The organism is Sphingobacterium sp. JUb56 (assembly GCF_014191365.1).
GTDB lineage: Bacteria > Bacteroidota > Bacteroidia > Sphingobacteriales > Sphingobacteriaceae > Sphingobacterium > Sphingobacterium anhuiense.
This window is the reverse complement of record NZ_JACHWL010000001.1, coordinates 217,995-236,798: the sequence shown is the minus strand read 5'-3', so window position 1 is coordinate 236,798 and position 18,804 is coordinate 217,995. Positions and strand designations below refer to the sequence as shown.

Here is an 18,804-nt window from a genome sequence, read left to right as displayed (position 1 = left end):
TTATTTTGTGGATACAGGGTTAGGTTGAATTTGCATACCATCTTTTAGGTTTCCAATTCCTTCAGTGATAATCATATCACCAGGCGCAAGCCCATATTGCACCACATAGTGTTGTTCTGTTGCTATCGGCAATACCTTTATTTCGGTAAGGTGTACGGTATTTTTAGCTTCTACCGTATAGACATAGTGATTTCCCTGCATTTCAAAAACCGCTTTTTTAGGAACCTTCACTGCTTCATCAATTGTGGTCGGGAGCTGTAAAGTTGCGCTCGCTCCGCTCCATAATAAACCATCAGGATTTGGAAATAATGCTCTAAAATTTGCAGATCCGGTTTCTAAACTTATGACCCCGCTCAGACTCTGAATTTTTCCTTTAGACCCGTAATCTTTTCCATCAGCAGTCCGTAAATTAACTTGAGGTATATTACTTAACTTCTCAGCCATGCTCTTACCTGGATATTGATTTAGAAAGCTATTAAGCTGTTTCTGACTCAAAGAAAAATGCGCATATACTTCCTTCGTATTCGCAATTGTGGTCAAAGCAGTTTCAGAAGTACTACTGACTAGACTGCCCTTTTTAAGTGGCAACCGTCCTACTATACCTGATATTGGGCTAACAATCTGTGTAAATGCCAGTTGTGATTGTGCATCTGACAATGCTGCTTTTGCCTGATTAAGTTCAGCCTTTTTAACCCTTTCTACATTCTTCGCTGTCGTCAGTTCAAATGAATTTACGATTTTCTTGTCCACAAGAGACTGCGTTCTCAACACTTGAATACTAGCCGTTTCCAGGGCTGCTTCCACTGCTAATACTGCCGCTTTTCGTTGATTCACATCTTGCACGAATCGATTGGCATCTATTTTAAATAGCTTTTGCCCAGTGTGCACAAGACTGCCTTCTTCGATAAAGACTTCCTCTATATAACCATCTACTTTTGAACGAATCTCTACTGTCTGCAATCCTTCTAACGTCGTTGGATACTCTACCGACAGAGTCGCTTTTTCAGATTTTAGTGTAAGTACAGGATAGGCAATTATTTCACTTGTTGCTGTTTCTTTCTTTGAATCGCAGGAGACCATTCCCGAGACGAGAAATAACAATAGATATAAGTGCATTTTTTTCATGATAATAATTTAGTAATGAAACAATAAGTAATAAACTAGGCATGAGCTTTTGCCTGAGATTCCATACATATTATCGTTAAAAGACTAGACATAGGAATCCCGCTCCCCGCTCAAACCTGTATTTAGCTTGGGGATATTTTTACTCTTTTCTAGTGATAAAAACTAGATTTTAATCTTTATAGTAGTGAAATTACCTCTTCAGTATATTCCAATAGGGAACAACAGTTGTAAAGGCAAGAAATGCTGACTGAGCAATCTTTTTCGGACGGTGTATTTCTGGTGTATCTATCCACATAAAAATAATTATTACAATTCTTACTTAGCATTTACCAAATTTGATAATCAGAAGAAGTAGACTTACAGGTATCGATTTTGATAAGTGTGACAAAAGTAGTAATTTTGAATAATAAAACAACCAAATACTTGTTTTATTATTTTATGACGACAAACCGAATTTTAATGTTACTGAAAATGCGAGGTCCGTTAACGGCACTCGACATTGCCCATGAATTAAAAATAACCAAAGAAGGTGTTAGGCAACAGCTGGTTAAATTTATGGATGAAGGCTTGATTGAAGTAGAGACAGAATCAAAGGGAGTCGGGCGGCCACAAAAATATTTCAATATTTCAGAACTCGGAAACAGCAAATTTCCGGATACCCATGCAGAGTTAACGGTGAAATTATTGACAATAATTAAAGAGTCAATAGGGACAGAAGCTTTACAGACGATCATTGAAGTCAATGAAGCAACAGGAAAAAAAAGATATCACGAAGAGATCGACCCTTTACCCAATCTAAAGTCTAAGATTGAAAGATTAGTCTCCATTCGTACCCGGGAGGGCTACATGGCAGATTATACTGAAGATGACGAGGGATATCTGCTAGTAGAAAATCATTGTCCTATTTGTGCAGCGGCTAAAGTCTGCCAAGGATTTTGTGCTTCAGAACTTCAGATTTTTCAATCCGTCTTAGGCGAATCCGTTTCCGTACAACGTACCGATCATATCATAGCGGGCGCGAGACGTTGCGCATACCGTATCGTATCTTCTGCAAAAGGTTTCGAATAGCATTATACAGAAAATCCTCCCAAATTAAATGAGAGGATTTTCTGTATAAATAGGAATTAAATAATATCGGTGACTGAATGACTTCATCCAAGCCAAAGCAAATCAATATGCTCTAAAGCGTATAGATTAAACCCTTATTTATAACATTTTATCAAAACGGTCGGCATTCATCACTTTATTCCAAGCTTTTACAAAAGCATCCACAAATGACTTTTCATTGCCGGACTCGGCATACACTTCTGCAACAGCCCGGAGTTCAGCGTGCGAACCAAATACCAGATCAGCACGTGTCGCAGTCCACTTCGGTTGACCCGATTTACGGCAAGTACCTAAATACAATTCTTTCGTTTCATCCATTGGTTTCCATTGCGTTGCCATATCTAAAAGATTTACGAAAAAATCATTGGTCAGCTGTCCTGGACGTGAGGTAAATACACCGTGTTTAGATTCATCAAAATTAATATCAAGTACACGAAGACCTCCAGTTAGAACAGTCATTTCAGGAACTGAAAGATTTAATAATTGTGCTTTATCGATCAATAATTCTTCGGTAGATACTGCTTTGTTTTTTAATTTACGATAATTTCTAAATGCATCTGCTAGTGGTTCTAAGAAGGCAATCGACTCTACATCAGTTTGGTCTTGAGTAGCATCTGTACGTCCCGAAATAAAAGGAACTTCCACATCGTAACCCGCCTGGTGTGCCGCTTTTTCAATAGCAGCCGCACCCGATAAAACAATCAGATCAGCAATTGAAACTTTTTTCCCTCCAAACTGTGCATTATTAAACCGTGTTTGAATGTCTGTTAATATTGTTAATACCTTATTTAATTGTATCGGTTTATTGACCTCCCATGCATTCATCGGAGCTAATCGGATCCGAGCTCCATTTCCTCCTCCCCGTTTATCCGAATTACGAAAAGTTGAGGCCGAAGCCCATGCTGTAGATACCAGTTCCGAAATTGATAGACTTGTATTTAAAATCTGTGCTTTTAGAGATTGAATATCTGTCTCATCAATCTCAGCATAATCAACCTTAGAAAGTGGATCCTGCCATATAAACTCCTCATGAGGCACATCTGCACCTAAATAACGCGAACGAGGTCCCATATCACGGTGCGTTAATTTGAACCAGGCACGAGCAAATGCATCAGCAAACTCTTGTGGATTATCCTTGAAGCGACGTGATATTTTTTCGTATTCAGGATCAAAACGCAAAGACAGATCTGTGGTCAGCATAGTCGGTTTTAATCTTTTATTCGGATCGTGCGCGTGCGGAATAATATCACCAGCATCTTTAGCTACCCACTGATGAGCTCCAGCAGGACTTTTTGTTAACTCCCATTCAAAATCAAACAAGTTTTCAAAAAACAGATTTGTCCACTCTGTAGGTCTACTTGTCCAGGTCACTTCCAGACCTGAAGTAATGGTATCGCCACCTCTTCCTGTACCAAAAGAATTTTCCCACCCGAGTCCTTGAGATTCTAAACCAGCAGATTCAGGTTCCTTACCAACATGATCAGCAGAAGCAGCTCCATGCGTTTTACCAAACGTATGTCCACCGGCAATCAATGCGACCGTTTCTTCATCATCCATGGCCATACGTCCAAAAGTATCCCGAATATCTTTTGCTGCCGCAATAGGATCAGGATTACCATCAGGTCCTTCCGGATTTACATAAATTAAACCCATTTGAACTGCTGCCAATGGGTTTTCTAAATTTCGGCTATGAATCTTACCATCAGCGTCATCGTCAGACACCAATACGCCATGTCCTTCCTTTACTCCCTCAGATCCATCTGCATAACGAACGTCGCCACCAAGCCATGTTTTCTCTGAGCCCCAATATACATCCTGATCTGCTTCCCAAACATCCTCACGTCCTCCTGCAAAACCCAAAGTTTTAAAGCCCATTGATTCCAAAGCCATATTCCCGGTTAAAATCAATAAGTCTGCCCAAGAAATCTTACGTCCATATTTTTGTTTTATAGGCCATAACAATCGTCTTGCTTTATCTAAGCTCACGTTATCTGGCCAGCTATTTAAAGGTGCGAAACGTTGCTGTCCACGACCTGCCCCCCCACGTCCATCACCAACACGGTAAGTCCCTGCACTATGCCAAGCCATACGAATAAATAATGGTCCATAATGACCAAAATCTGCAGGCCACCAATCTTGAGATTGTGTCATTAATTCCTTTAAATCATTTTTTATTGCATCCAGATCCAAACTTTCAAATTCTCTTTTATAATCAAAATCCAAACCCATAGGATCAGACTTTACATCATGTTGACGCAATAAATTAACTTTTAACTGGTTTGGCCACCAATCTTGATTTGTTGTACCTCCACCAGCAACAGCTTTACGCAATGTTCCATTATGAAATGGACACTTATTAATGTCATTGAATTCGTTTTCCATGGGTTTCTAATTTTTCAAAAAATTAACGTTCTATTTTGGTTATCTCAACTAACTAAATTTAAACAAAAAAAAATATCAAATGAAATTTATCTGATCTTTAAACCTTCCTAATAAATTAAGATTCAGTGAAGTATAATTACCAGAAATACAATTGTTGGAAAATCCCATAAATAGATAAACTTTTTATTTTTCTTTAATAAAAAAGAAGATAATTTTTTGCACGAACATCATTATTCCTGAAAGAAACTGCTGTACAACAATTTAAAATAAAAATAGATAGTTTCTAATAAGTAGCAATAATTACATCATAAGATAAATGATTGAATTTTATTTCGTATATTAACCCTATAATTATATACTATTTTTAAAATAAATCTAACAAACACGTTAAAGCTTATATTTCACATGGTTTGTGAGAATCAAAAAAGGATTCACGTCACGATTTATAAAGGATTCACGATCATATACCATTTATTTAATGATTAGAAAGTTTTGATACACCGAGGTACAACAAAAAGTTAGTTACCTATAAATAACCAGTATTATGAATAAAGAAGAAAACCGAAAGCCAAAATTAAGATTAAAAAAAGAAATTCAGGATAAACTTGAGGCTGAGAACATTACTCTAGAAGAATTCTTCGAGCAAAAGGAAAAGGAAAAAAATGACCGATTCACTCAAGAGCTTCAAGATTATCGTTTAAAATATCCTGAGCCTCCACAAATAGTGGCTGAAATTGAATTGACTGAAAATATTCAAAACTTAGGCTATAAAAGACAGTTTTTTAACCGTAATGATGCTAATTTTTTGGTCAAAGAGATAGAAAACTGGGAAAATGAAAATAGCTATATGGAAATAGAACCCTTCACCGGTGATCAAAAAGAAAAAATGATTCAGACTTATATCACTACTGGCATACGATATGATTTTAAAAACATCGGCATTACATTATATTATGCTCCGATATTCTACCAAAACAATTACGATAATGGTAGATCCTTGTTGAATTATGGCACTTCATTATATAAATATGATCATTTCAAAAAAGAATTTTCAATCGCTGATAACGATGATTTTCACGATATAACTTTTTCGTAAGTGAGCAGTTAAATATCTCAATTCTCAGATCTTTACCATATGTACAACAGCAAAAAAGAGCTAAATCAGATGGACATGAATTAGCTCTTTTTACTTTGACCTTTAAGCTGACTATAACTTTAGGCAAACTCACTACAAAGATAGTAGCGGTATTAGTTCTTAATATTTAAAGGAAGTTATGTTCTCTTAAAAATACCTATTTTTTTATACCACTAGATCACAGGTGTTGCTCCTTCAAACTCTGTCAATTCATATCTATTTTTATAACTGAGATCCTGCAAACAATTTATTTTCTTATCCTGATCATAAAATATTTTAAATGTTCGCGTCTCTTTATTAATTAAAGTAAGAGACATTTGAATCATATTTTGTCAGCTTCATCAGTATGCTTGAACTAATTCTACACTCTACATTAGTATCCTTTTTTCGCTCTTTTTTATCCCTAACTTCCAATCTTTAAAGGAAGCTCTGCTATCAACCCGATTACCACTTATTTCGATCACCTCTCTAAAAATAACATTTGGGGCTAGGGTCGTATCTACATTTATTTCCAAGCAAAAGCCTCGGGGAAGATAATTCAGTTTCTTTATATTCTTCATGAATTACAACTGTAGGTGGTCCAGTTATATTTGTCTTTTTGGTAGTAGCTTTTTTAGCAGATTTTGTTTGTGTATAGTCATTAGTAGCAACTAAGCTTAAACCTATGGGCAAATATTTGATGATTTTCATTTTCGAATCAACTTAATTTTCGTAATTTTTATATTTATTATTTCAGACAATCAACTAGCAAAATATCTTCTACTTGAATAGCCATTCTTTTTGCTTTGAGCAAATCGGAACAATAATCTACATCATTCAAAAGCTGTTTAATTTGCCCTCTGACATAATATGAAAACCCGTTATTAGGATCCAGCTCAATTGCCTTATTACAATCTCCCAAAGCATTTAACAGATTTGGTTTATCTTTTTTGGATTTCATAACCCAGTTCATTTTAAACGGTTGATTCGGCAATTTACTGCTGATAATTATATTTGACTGTTTCGATTTTTCAGATAAACATACTTGAGCAATTGCTCTATTGACATAAGCTAACGCATATTTTTCATTGCTCTGGATGCTCTGATCAAAATCTGCCAAAGCAAGTTTATATTGATGTTGAAGCAAATAAATATATCCCCTTCTATTCCAATATAACTCCTTTTCAAAACTACTACCATTAGACATTAACGTTATTGCGCTATTTATAGCAGATAACCCTTCATCCAGATTATCAGATTGAACTTTACATTCAGCATTATTATAATATATACTTGCTGTTGATGCATTGTAATAAGATTGTATATCTTGCTCACTCATATATGCAAACCTCGGATTACGTTTTAATTCCCTCATCAACCCCTCTTTATTGACTAATGCATGATCATAATTTAATGCTGCATTTTTAAAATCTTTTAGCGCAAGATGTGTGTTACCCCGAAAAGATAAAAGCATAGCGTTATTGGGAAATTTAGTGAGCCCGGCATCATAAATTTCCAGCGCTTTATCAAACTTTTTTAAATTATAAAAAGCCACTCCGCGTTGGTAATAAAAGCTAGCTTTACTATTATCGCAAAAATCCAGCAATGCATCATCTATCCTTTTAAAAAATGCGGGGTCATTAACTTTTAACTGTTGTGCAAGCAATTTTGCAGTAGTATAATCCTGATAAGAGGCATCCATATCTTCCAACTCAAAGTGCACTTCAGCTTTGTTCAAGTAAGCTTGCAAATTATTCGGATTTAATTGGATCGCTTTAACATGATCTACCAAAGCCTTTTCCGGTTGTTTTAAATGATGATATATTGTACCTCGAGCATCAACCACTCGATCATCCATAGGATCAATCGCCACGGCCGTATCCAAGTAAGTTAAAGCTTCAGTAAAATCGCTCTTGGCGGCATAAATAAGACCTATATTCAAATAGCAACGTGCACAGGAAGGGTTGATGGAAAGTGCCTTCCTATAGTATTGTTCGCCCAGTACTAAATTACCTATCTGGAGATATTGGTATCCCGTTAAGCGTAACAAAACCTCATTTTCAGGATGATTTTTTACCTGCATCTCCAAATATGGGATGATCTTTTCAGATTGACCAATCAAATTTAAAGAATCTACAGTCTTTTCAAAAACACTTTTACTCTGCCCATACACCTGTACAGTAAACAAAAATGAAAAGAATAACATCGTCAACACCGATCTCATAATATGAAATTTAAAATCTGATAGAGTTTATGAAACATTAGGTCTAGTAAATCGGCAAGTATTATAAAAACCTATCTTCAAAACAATTTATGCACTAATCATGCCTCATTTTTATAAGCACTTTCATAATTTACTTATATACTAAGCTACCTAATCTATTTACTTGTTATAATAAGGTAATTGGATACGCTCTTTTATTTCTTTTTTCCCTTTTCCGTCAAAGAGCTTTGTTATTTTTTTCACCAATTTACTTGATGCAATTCCTAGCACAGTATTGAACACTTTGATTCCAAACTTTGTTTTCGGATGTGCTAGCCATGGTACTCCCGGGGGTAGATTCTGAATATCTTCAACATAAGGGCGCATTAACTTTTCATAAGCTTCAAAGGCATCTTGATGATTCTGGTGTCTCGACAATTCTCCAGCCAATACATATGCACCAACTATAGAAAGACTTGCCCCCATTCCTGACATCGGAGTTGGACAATAAGCCGCATCCCCAACCATAGCACATCTTCCATTGGTCCATCGAGGTGCCTTCACTTGACTTATACTATCAAAATAAACATCTTTACTTTCCTCCAATCCTTGTAGCAGACGTGGTGCCTGCCAACCAGCATCAGCAAACTTTTGCTTCAAAATTCCTTTCTGCTCTTGCAAACTAAGTTTTTCGTACCCTTTCTCTGGCGATAGAAAAGAAAATGATGCACGGGTGGTTCCTACATTATCTGGTCTTAGGTTTAATACTCTTGATTCTGGTGCATTATACCAATAAGCCCATGACGTGTCAGAATCAATACGTGGAATAGTCAAATAAGAGCAGTAAACTCCAATATATTTGATCACGGGCTCATCTCCAAAAATTAGCTTCCGTGTTGACGAACGAATTCCATCAGCAGCAATGACCAAATCAAAGGAGCGCGGAGTACTATTTTTAAAAGTAACATTCACTTTATCTTTATCTTCTACTAAAGCTAGAATCTGATCTCCAAAAATATAGGGAATATTATCTTTAGTCGCATTAAAAAATACCTGCGCAAGATCTCCACGCAAAATCTCAAGTTCTGCGGTTCCGAATCCACCAGTAGTTTTAGGAAATTCAGCTAAAGTATGATTGTTAACATCAACAAAACGGATTCCTAGTTCACCTGTATTTGCTGCTCTGATTTCATCTTCGAGCCCCATTAGCTGTACTACTTTCTGAGCTTCATCTCTAACATCTATATTTTGTCCGCCTAATCTCAATTCTTCTGCACGCTCTACGATGGTGACATCAAAACCAAATCGATGTAACCAAAATGCTAAAGCCGGACCAGCAATACTAGCGCCTGATACAAGTACTGTTCTTTTTTCCATTGATTTTTATGTTTTATGACTCATCTACAATACGAATAACAGTTGAAATTCACATCGTACTGAATTTTCACACTGCTCCCTTTATGTACCGGTTCAATTAGTCCAGAAATATTTTCACTTTCTCTAATGTAAACCTATTTTTCCAAAACTAATAATTCTTGCTATATGATTATAAATTACAAATGCATCATCATGATGATTAAATATCAAGCCACTGCGGCAGCCTGCTATTAAATAATGAAACCTAAAATTCACATTTAATTAATACCACTTACCTGCCTATCTGCTTTTTACTTCATCCAAATCACTCAACTAAAACAACCTACATATTAAATCCATATTAATTAAAAACACACTTTATGACAGATATTTTACCGATAAGCAACAGTAATAAAATAAATTCGGTATATTCAGTTATTATTAACCGTACAGAATTATAGTGATTTGAGCCAATAATATACAAAATCAGCATCATTATGTTTTTAGCAACCAAATCGAAAATCATTACAACAGCCTTATTTATAGGGTTTATGACGTCCTGCTCTGTTAATAAGAATACAGCATTTATGCTGACCCTTAAAAATAGTTATTGCATACCACCAACCTACTTTCTAAAGGCAGAGCAGACATTACCTAATTACGCTATAGATTCTCTAGCCATCCACGATGAATTAAACAGTGTATTCTCAAGACAAAATATCCTTATGCTTTATGCTCTTGGACTGACCAAGGAGATAAAAGAATTACAAAAACTTAAAGGCAATACTAGTGTTAGTGCAGAAATTCGTAAGCTAACGATCAACAATAAGGTCAATCGAACACTGCTTCTAGCACTATCAGATATCAATGCCGCAGCAGCCGAACTAGATTGTGAAGCAGAACGCGTCGATCAGGTCGCTGGATATATAGATAATATCAATGCTTCAAGAAATAATAAACTTGTCGTGGGCTCTATTGCACTGGGTGCGGCTGCATCAATAGCCGGAGCTCTCATTACCAATAATAATGTCAATAATGCAGTAGGTATTACAGGTGGGGTACTTGGTGGAGGCCTTGGTTTTTTCACCTTGAATCCCAAAGGAAAAAAGATAGAGTTTTTTCATCCTCATAACCTATTGCGAAATGTATGGACTGAAAATGATTCGGATCAAAGCTTTTCACCTTTTATCTGGTATATGCTGAGCGAGAAAGAATTTAGTAACGATGGTAATAGCTCGCTATTGCACAATCTCAAAACACGATGGATCGATTATCAGTTTGACAGCAACGAAAATCAGGGAAACCAATCTGTTATATTTTCGGATGGAGGCATTTACTTTGCTGATGATTTACACTCCAGAGCAGCTATGATCAACCAGTTACAAGCCGTTATCCGCTCCATTAACCAAAGTATCAACAACTTAATACTGGAAGCAAATAAAACACTTGAATAAATTAATTACCCAACATACTCACGCTAAAATCAATAATGATAAAACTTACCTTATTAGTTGCTTTAATATTCATTTACTTTAATCCGCTTGCTAGTGATATATATTATCTTCATGAATATTATAAGTTTATGAAGATCTTTTCCCGAAGCGTAATATTCTTGAACGCGCTTTCCGTTTAATTTAACCAATTAATACTGCTCTAAATCAAAACATAAAGAGAAATAGTCTAAGCGTAGGTAATTAGTAATTATAATAATGGTTTGGCCCCAACTTTTCATCATTTACTTTTCTTCCTGTTGTTAGATTTAGAGACGCTGTACTTGTAAGCTTATCTTATAAGGACAGAAAATTACCTCCTATCACTATATTTTATATAAAATCACTTATAAAAATCACGCAATTATTTGTCAATAATAAAAAAATATATCACAACAATAATTGACTTTTCCCCGATTTGATAGTTATAAAAAGCTATTTTCTAAAAATAATTTAAATCCATAAGTAATTGCAAATGAACACATTTGGTTCAAATTAAAATATTTTTAAAATAAAGACTACCAAAATGGTAGATTTAATATTTTTTTCTAATATATTTACATCACAATCAACAGAAATTAGCTAACCCTATGCCTTATAAAAATCATTTCTCACTGCTTCGAATGTGCCACTGGCACTTCACTAATTCTACCCCAAAAGCAACAAGTGTCTATACATCGACATTTCCATAAAAAAACATTTAGTTACTACTAAACAAATCGTCGTTTACTAAAAATTTAAATTTTCAATGAAACATATTCAATTTTCTAAATACACCCGTATTTGGCCGGGGATACCTTTGCTCATATTTACCCTCTCCACTGTAGTGGCATATGCACTTGAAAATCCCCAGTTGAAAGGCAAACAACTACAATTACCTGCATCACCTCATACTAGGTATTCCCAACTGTCAGATCAAAAAACAGTAGTCCGTGGCAAAATCCTTAACGAGTCGAATAAACCCATACGTGGGGCTACAGTTAAGTCGAAAACCTCCGGCGTGCTGGTACATTCTGACGCAGGGGGAAACTTTGAGATTCCTTCCAGTAAAGGAGATATACTAATTATCTCCTATATTGGATTTGAGACCGTTCAATACCCTTTACACAACCCGAAGGAACGAATTGATATTACGTTACGTATTCGTCAAAATGCACTTGAGGAGACCGTCGTTGTCGCCTACGGCCGTTCCAAAGCAAAAGATATTACCGGATCAATGACACGTCTTACTGAAGCTGATCTAAAAAATGCTCCTATGGGGGCCAACATCCAAAGTCTGCTTCAAGGAAAAGCTGCAGGAGTCAATGTAGCCATTCAGTCAGCCTCCCCTACATCACCAGTCAGCGTCATTATTCGAGGAGCATCTTCTTTGACCGGAAACAACCAGCCACTATGGGTCATCGATGGTGTACCTGATTATTCGAACAATACATCTGGCAATATAGCCAATACCCTTTATAATCTGAATCTCGAAGATGTTCAAAGTGTTGACATTCTAAAAGATGCATCTGCTACGGCTTTATACGGATCAAGGGCCTCAAACGGTGTCGTTTTAGTAACTACAAAAAAAGGTAAACAAGGTCAGGCACCGACTATTGAAGTTTCTTCCCGACTGGGACTACAGACTCAGAATTTCAATGATTACTCTTACTTTGACGCACCCCAATACATTGATTTTGCCGATAAGGCGGCACGCGAAGAAGTAATAAGTAGAGGATCCTTCGATTATTTCACTCGCTTATATTTAGATGAGCAAGCATTTTTTAACTTACGTACTAGCGAATATGATAAATCCGATCTCCGTATATTACCAGGCGCTTTTTATGAAGGGAACACCAACTGGTTAAACGAAATGACACAATCCCCCTGGAACCATACCCACACATTATCTTTACGTGGAGGAACACAAGATGTAGTTTATTACGTTTCCCTCAACAATCAGAATTATTATGGAGTAATACAATCAGGAAAAAGTCGACTTTATGGGGGCCGTGCAAATCTAGAAGCAAAGCTTAGAAAAGGATTAAAATTTGGTCTACAGATAAACGGTTCATCCCGCAACACTGATGATAAAGATTATATGCTCAACGTGATTAAAAAAATAAGACCTGACATTCCAGTTTACAATCCAGACGGAACACTTTTCACCCGAGATCCTTATACTGAAAACCCCTATACTACTTTATTGAATACACAAAATGGGGAGAACAAAAATTTTAATGCTACTACTTTTTTAGAAGTAAATGTATGGAAAGATTTCCTCTTTAGAACTGCCTATACCGCCAATTATAGCAATAATGAATTTCTTAAATACATGCGACGGGGCAGTACCTTTAATTACGACGGCAACCGAAACTGGCAGTATCAAAAAACGAACTCTCAAGTCTGGGAAAACACACTTACGTATGCTAAACAACATGGCAACCATGATGTGCTGGCCTTATTAGGTTATTCCTTTGAGAAAACAGGTCTCACCAATTTTGGCATGATAGCATCTAATTTCCCTGACGATGACATCCTCAATAATTTTTCTTCGGGAGCAAACAGAGGTGCTTTGGCAGAGGATTACACAGCCTACGCATTGGTATCTCAGTTCTCAAGACTACAATACAAATATAAAGACCGCTACATCCTAGGTGGAACCTTAAGAAGAGACGGCTCATCCCGTTTTGGTCCTAATAACCGTTGGGGAATTTTCCCCTCCGGCTCTTTTGCCTACCTGATCCACGAAGAATCTTTTTTTAAGAACGCAGCTATTAAAGAAAAGATCTCCTACCTTAAATTAAGGGGATCAATCGGAACAGCAGGATCACAAAATCTTGGAAATTACAGTTGGCAGACTTACATCGGCTCGGCTCGGTACAATGAAAGTCCGGCCATAAGTCCCAGCTCGATCGGCAACCTTGGCCTCAAGTGGGAAGAAACAAAAATGGTCGATATTGGGCTAGACTTTGGTTTATTCAAAGAGCGTCTCCGTGGTTCCTTTGGCTATTACTCCAAAAAATCCAACGACCTCATATATTCCAAACCCCTACCGCCCAGTTCATCATTCAGTTCCATCAGCTCTAATGTTGCTTCAATCAAAAATGAAGGAGTAGAATTTGACATCAGATATGATGTTATTAAGCACCCTAATTTCACACTTACTGTAGATGCCAATATTGCCAGCAACAAGGGAAAGGTTCTTAAGATCAACGGATCCGCCACAGAACTCAATTTTGGCAACATCGTAATCAAAGAAGGAGAACGTACAGGTCAATGGTTTGGTTATGAAACCTATAATCGTCTTTTCGTGACACAAGAAGAAATCATTGCGCTTCAGAGCACAAATGCAACAGGTGGCAAACAATATTATAGAAGTGCACAAGAAAGTATCGGAGATCTCTACTTTAAAGATCAGAATGGGGACGGTATCATCAATACCGACGACAAAGTCTCCTTAGGAAGTGCCGAACCTAAATATTTTGGAGGATTTGGTCTGACTGCTATTTACAAAAATTTCTATGCCAATGCCACTTTCACTTATGCATCAGGGATGAAAAGACTATGGAGCATGCCTATGGAGGATGTAGGCTACGTGGGCAACTACAACCACAGTAACAAGATTGCTGGGCAGAGTGCTACTCTATTGAATCCCTACACCGCCACTATCCCTCGGATGACACAGTATGGTGATGGAGCAAACAGTACTTTTTCAGATTTCTGGCTTTATGATGCTTCCTATATTCGCCTGAGTGCGCTTAACCTAAGCTACAGAATACCGCAAAAAACACTTGCCAATTCGTTAATACAAGGCATCGACTTAACTTTTCAGGCAACCAACCTACTTACCCTTACTTCATATCCAGGGTTTGATCCACAAGGAAATTGGTCCAGCTCCAGTATTGGTACTGGAATGGGGACAGACAACAGTGCATATCCAGCTGCCCGGAATTTCAACTTAGGTGTAAAACTAACTCTTAGATAATAACAATGATACTTATGAAAAAACTTACCATACATATGTTCTTGATTTTATTTTTTGCATCGCTCGTCGGTTGTGAGAAATACTTAGATCAACAGCCTAAATTTGCCCTCACAGAATCCAATGGCATTACAAATTATGCTAAAGCTAAAGCCGCTGTCAATGGGATATATTCCACTTTCCGCAATGACAGCTGGTCTGGAGCTCTTTATGTAGCTCAAACCACCAAAGCTGGTTTTATTAACTTTTCAAGTGTAGCAGATTACAACTTATCTTATACACAGGAGTCAGGAGGAGGATCTGCCATCTGGAGCGCCTTTTACCGCAGCTTAAATGCTGCTAATTTCGCTATAACAGGCATTGAAGCACTTCCACAAACCGCTTTTACCAACAATGAACAGCGCAACTCGTTACTTGGAGAGGCTAAAGCTGTACGTGCATGGATCAACCTTAACATTCTTTGGAATTTCGGTTACTGGTGGGCTGAAGATGCTAGCCCTTATGGACTTGTCTTTAGAGACAAACCCGCTTCTTTAGACAATGTCAGGGCTCCTCGAATATCCGTCGGTGAAAGCTATCGCATCATTAATGAGGATTTAGATTTTGCAATACAGCACGCATCGCAATTTGATAGCCCACGTTATATTTCCAAGCAATTTGCTCAAGTATTAAAAGCCAAAGCACTTTTGTATCGGTCAGGCTACCGCAATGAAACAGAACCGCTCAAACAAGCTCTTACTTTAATAAATAATGTCATGGAACAAGCTAGTAGTAAATTCCAGCTTCAGAGTGACCTAGCACAAGTATACCAAAGATCCTGGGAATCACCCGAAAATCTATTTGTCAAATACTTGGAGGACGATGGTTCACGTACTTCTGCAGGTGGTTATTGGTACACTTACGGCATCATATACCAAGGCAATACACTTCCTTTAGCACCCGGTGGGGCACGTACCGCTGGTCTCCGCTACGGTACAGACTGGTTTACTGGCGACCCACGCTGGCCTATTGCTACCGGAGAAGTCCGCGCTCCTGAAACATGGGACAATACTTTTCGGTATACCTTTAAAAAACTAGCGCGTTTAGGTAGCTATCAGGGCAAAGTCAATTCACCAGTTGATGAAAAATATGCGACCTATTATTTTCGTTTTGCAGAACTTTATCTGCTCAAAGCCGAACTGTTAGCACGTACAGGCGCCAGCGTAGCACAAGCTATCGCGCCGATCAATGAGCTTCGACAAAAAAGAACAGCACAAGCTTTCAACCTCCTTCAGCCTGGTAATCAGGAACAGCTTTATGACGCTATTTTTAAAGAAATATTTTTAGAATTATGCTTAGAAAATGGAAGTGAATTTTTCGCTAGTATCCGATTTAAAAAAGATAATCAACCTTGGATTGTAGCAATCAAAGATGGCTTAACTTTCGATATCACCAGAGTATCTTGGCCAATCCCAAATTCCGAGATTATCAATAATCCTGCTGCATTTCAAAACCCAGGGCAAGAGTAAACAACACTATTATTTTTACAATTATTAATTCAAAACATGAATATATTTAGAACACTCAGTTATCTCTCACTATTGGGTCTGACATTTCTCACAGCATCATGCAAAGATGAGGTCAAAGATGCTTTGGTTCCTTACCCGGAAGATATCACCTTCAATGAAATCATATTGGAAAGGTTTTCCAGCCGCATACCAGATGCACCTTTTCGATCAGGCGCCACATCCACAGGCTTTGTACAGATTAATATCCAAAAAAAAGGTGCTACAGATTTCAGTGGTTTTGCATTGTCCAATAAAAACTACCGTTCCTACCCTTGGGTCCTAAGTCCAGATTTCAGACCATCGACAGGGGTATCGGCAGATTTAAAAAGATCAGCTATAGATTCGACAGTATTTAGCGTCTACACGACCACCCCCAATAGAACAGAAACTTACCTCATCGGACACGCAAAAGATGATCAGGCATTTTTATCGTTTGATGACGCTGTCGCGCCTCAACATGTACTAATTGCTAACACAGCTTATACATATCTTCTGGCAAACTATGGATCGAACTATTCGGGCACATTGGATCCTGCCACCCAACAGTACAAGCTTGACGGAACCAAAGTTCGGAATCCCAACATTTCAAGTACCTCCACAGCAGACTATGGCCGATGGTATCTGCCCACATTAGCAGGAAAAGATCTCACCCGAATAGCAGGCTATACTGCTCTGAGCAAGACTCCAACTTATATCCGCTTGCTGATAACAGGATACCTTAAAGGTTCGCTGACAGGAACCACAACATTCTACCTGGGCACGACCAAAGGTGGTGATATTCAGAACCCAACGGTGGAGACCATTCGTTCCAACTGGACAAAAGTTGATTTGCAGCCTTTAGGGCGGGTTGACAAGATATTATTTACAATTGATGGAAATTATCGGGATGCGGAGCAAACATTATTAAGTCCCGCATATTTTGCATTAGACGGCTTACGCATTCAACATTAATACTAAAATATACAAACATGAAAAAAATCACAAAACACATCTTGCTTTTATTGCTTGCTCCGATTGTTTCGCAAGCACAGGTTTCAAAATTTGAAATCCAGGGCCATATTCCTGTTGTAAAAAAGGAATACAAAGCTTATCTGCTTAAAGGCAGTCAAACAGATTCTGTAGACATTAATCCTCAGGGTAAATTTATATTTTCCGGAGAGGTAGAAAGCCCTATAAAGGCACATCTTTTGGTTGGCTCAAGTCTAAGACAGGCCTACCGATATGCCTTTCCATTTTACATCGAGGCAGGTAAACTTGTGGTATCCAGTAAAGACTCTATAAACAACGCTACTATCAAAGGCGGTGCAGTCAATGCCGATGATCAAAAATTAACAGCACTGCTCAAGCCGTACAACGACGAGCAGACCAAACTTTACGAATGGTACAGAAACCTACCTGATACAGAAAAAGAAACCTTAACTGTGAAGCATAAAATTGATGAAACAAATAAAGAGATCAACCAAAAACGAACGACTATACGCAAGGAATTTTTAACCAAAAACCCCAACAGTCCCATTGCCTTAGATGTAGTGCAGGCAATCGGCGGGTATTCGCCTGAGTACAAAGAAATATATCCGCTTTATGATAAACTATCATCTACTGTTAAAAACAGCACTGCAGGAAAAAAATACTACGAACAGTTATTATTACACAAAGCCGTAGGTCTGGGGAGTATTGCCCCTACTTTCAGTCAGCAGGATACTTCCGGCCGAATAGTAAAATTAGAAGAATACAGAGGCAAATATGTGCTTTTAGATTTTTGGGCTAGCTGGTGTGGTCCATGTAGAGCTGAAAACCCAAATGTCGTAAAAGCATTTCATACCTTTAAGGATAAAGGTTTTACTATTATCGGCATCTCTTTAGATGATGAAAAAGGTAAAAATGCATGGCTTAAAGCGATCAAAGATGATAAACTTCAGGATTGGACCCAATTATCTGATTTAAAAGGCTGGAAAAATGATATTTCTACTCAATATGGTATCCGCGCAATTCCTTCTAACTTTTTACTAGATCCCGAAGGAAAGATTATTGCCAAAAACTTAAGAGGAGCTGATTTAGAAAAAAAACTAGCAGAAATTTTGAAACCTTAAGTATTTATACTTATAAATCCTATTACCATTAATTAAAACATTTATAAGGGTCGCCAGCCATGTGCGCTCTTTATAGATGTTTTAATTCCCAAAACGTCTCATCTTACTTAATTAATCACTCTTCAATTCGTTCACTCAAATATCATATGCATTCCTGATATATGTGTCTACAATAACATTAACACGCTCTCCTTTAGAATCAACCGAAATATTATTTTAATTGATCTTCCAAATGCGAATCCAGTTTAGATTACGCTCCTGTAAACGGCATTCTAAGGTATGTTAGCTTAGCACCAACAAAAACTATAGCATAGTTGTTTTCTTGATAATTATCGTGGCACCTATCTACGGTTATTAAACCAAAGAGCTAAACCACATATCCTTTAAAAAATAAATTGTTATATTCAAAAAGACTGAGAAATAGAT

Annotated in this window: 12 protein-coding genes; 7 read left to right on the top strand and 5 right to left on the bottom strand. The window is 37.4% G+C overall.

All coding sequences use genetic code 11. The features are described from left to right. A complete protein-coding gene (locus FHR29_RS00945; protein ID WP_183911843.1) occupies nt 1-1,125 on the bottom strand; it encodes an efflux RND transporter periplasmic adaptor subunit in 1,125 nt (374 codons plus the stop codon). 459 nt (nt 1,126-1,584) lie between these two features. Here FHR29_RS00945 and FHR29_RS00940 point away from each other — a divergent pair, with 459 nt between their 5' ends. Next, entirely contained in the window at nt 1,585-2,193 is a 609-nt protein-coding gene (locus FHR29_RS00940; protein ID WP_232789420.1) for a metalloregulator ArsR/SmtB family transcription factor, read from the top strand. A gap of 138 nt (nt 2,194-2,331) precedes the next feature. Here the strand turns inward: FHR29_RS00940 and katG are convergent, their stop codons facing one another. After that, on the bottom strand, nt 2,332-4,614 hold the full coding sequence (katG, locus tag FHR29_RS00935; RefSeq protein ID WP_183911842.1) for a catalase/peroxidase HPI: 2,283 nt from the start codon (nt 4,612-4,614) through the stop codon (nt 2,332-2,334). Between the two features lie 544 nt (nt 4,615-5,158). Between katG and FHR29_RS00930 the strand changes: the two genes are divergently transcribed. Continuing rightward, on the top strand, nt 5,159-5,710 hold the full coding sequence (locus tag FHR29_RS00930; protein ID WP_132841928.1) for a hypothetical protein: 552 nt from the start codon (nt 5,159-5,161) through the stop codon (nt 5,708-5,710). A gap of 507 nt (nt 5,711-6,217) precedes the next feature. Here the strand turns inward: FHR29_RS00930 and FHR29_RS00925 are convergent. The 3 genes from FHR29_RS00925 to FHR29_RS00915 form a co-directional block, all read right to left on the bottom strand. After that, on the bottom strand, nt 6,218-6,439 hold the full coding sequence (locus FHR29_RS00925; RefSeq protein ID WP_183911841.1) for a hypothetical protein: 222 nt from the start codon (nt 6,437-6,439) through the stop codon (nt 6,218-6,220). Nucleotides 6,440-6,476: 37 nt separating this feature from the next. Beyond that, complete coding sequence (locus tag FHR29_RS00920; RefSeq protein ID WP_183911840.1) at nt 6,477-7,952, bottom strand: tetratricopeptide repeat protein; 1,476 nt, start codon at nt 7,950-7,952, stop codon at nt 6,477-6,479. 159 nt (nt 7,953-8,111) lie between these two features. Further along, nucleotides 8,112-9,308: an FAD-dependent monooxygenase gene (locus FHR29_RS00915; protein ID WP_183911839.1), complete on the bottom strand. Its 1,197-nt coding sequence runs from the start codon at nt 9,306-9,308 to the stop codon at nt 8,112-8,114. A 476-nt stretch (nt 9,309-9,784) separates the two neighbouring features. Here FHR29_RS00915 and FHR29_RS00910 point away from each other — a divergent pair, with 476 nt between their 5' ends. The 5 genes from FHR29_RS00910 to FHR29_RS00890 all read left to right on the top strand — a co-directional run bounded on the left by FHR29_RS00910 (nt 9,785) and on the right by FHR29_RS00890 (nt 18,378). After that, entirely contained in the window at nt 9,785-10,741 is a 957-nt protein-coding gene (locus tag FHR29_RS00910; protein ID WP_132770293.1) for a hypothetical protein, read from the top strand. 784 nt (nt 10,742-11,525) lie between these two features. Beyond that, entirely contained in the window at nt 11,526-14,744 is a 3,219-nt protein-coding gene (locus tag FHR29_RS00905) for a SusC/RagA family TonB-linked outer membrane protein (RefSeq protein WP_132770295.1), read from the top strand. Nucleotides 14,745-14,758: 14 nt separating this feature from the next. Then, a complete protein-coding gene (locus FHR29_RS00900; protein ID WP_183911838.1) occupies nt 14,759-16,249 on the top strand; it encodes a RagB/SusD family nutrient uptake outer membrane protein in 1,491 nt (496 codons plus the stop codon). A 36-nt stretch (nt 16,250-16,285) separates the two neighbouring features. Beyond that, nucleotides 16,286-17,239 (top strand): DUF4465 domain-containing protein, encoded by a 954-nt coding sequence (locus tag FHR29_RS00895; protein WP_132841920.1) that lies wholly within the window; start codon nt 16,286-16,288, stop codon nt 17,237-17,239. 17 nt (nt 17,240-17,256) lie between these two features. Then, the gene (locus FHR29_RS00890; protein WP_132770301.1) at nt 17,257-18,378 is read left to right on the top strand and encodes a TlpA disulfide reductase family protein; all 1,122 of its coding nucleotides are present in this window, start codon (nt 17,257-17,259) and stop codon (nt 18,376-18,378) included. Nucleotides 18,379-18,804 lie beyond the last annotated feature (426 nt).

Excerpts from the sequence above, each read along its gene's own strand:
- FHR29_RS00945 (WP_183911843.1), bottom strand. The coding sequence starts at position 1,125 with ATGAAAAAAATGCACTTATATCTATTGTTATTTCTCGTCTCGGGAATG.
- FHR29_RS00940 (WP_232789420.1), top strand. The coding sequence starts at position 1,585 with ATGTTACTGAAAATGCGAGGTCCGTTAACGGCACTCGACATTGCCCAT.
- katG (WP_183911842.1), bottom strand. The coding sequence starts at position 4,614 with ATGGAAAACGAATTCAATGACATTAATAAGTGTCCATTTCATAATGGA.
- FHR29_RS00930 (WP_132841928.1), top strand. The coding sequence starts at position 5,159 with ATGAATAAAGAAGAAAACCGAAAGCCAAAATTAAGATTAAAAAAAGAA.
- FHR29_RS00925 (WP_183911841.1), bottom strand. The coding sequence starts at position 6,439 with ATGAAAATCATCAAATATTTGCCCATAGGTTTAAGCTTAGTTGCTACT.
- FHR29_RS00920 (WP_183911840.1), bottom strand. The coding sequence starts at position 7,952 with ATGAGATCGGTGTTGACGATGTTATTCTTTTCATTTTTGTTTACTGTA.
- FHR29_RS00915 (WP_183911839.1), bottom strand. The coding sequence starts at position 9,308 with ATGGAAAAAAGAACAGTACTTGTATCAGGCGCTAGTATTGCTGGTCCG.
- FHR29_RS00910 (WP_132770293.1), top strand. The coding sequence starts at position 9,785 with ATGTTTTTAGCAACCAAATCGAAAATCATTACAACAGCCTTATTTATA.
- FHR29_RS00905 (WP_132770295.1), top strand. The coding sequence starts at position 11,526 with ATGAAACATATTCAATTTTCTAAATACACCCGTATTTGGCCGGGGATA.
- FHR29_RS00900 (WP_183911838.1), top strand. The coding sequence starts at position 14,759 with ATGAAAAAACTTACCATACATATGTTCTTGATTTTATTTTTTGCATCG.
- FHR29_RS00895 (WP_132841920.1), top strand. The coding sequence starts at position 16,286 with ATGAATATATTTAGAACACTCAGTTATCTCTCACTATTGGGTCTGACA.
- FHR29_RS00890 (WP_132770301.1), top strand. The coding sequence starts at position 17,257 with ATGAAAAAAATCACAAAACACATCTTGCTTTTATTGCTTGCTCCGATT.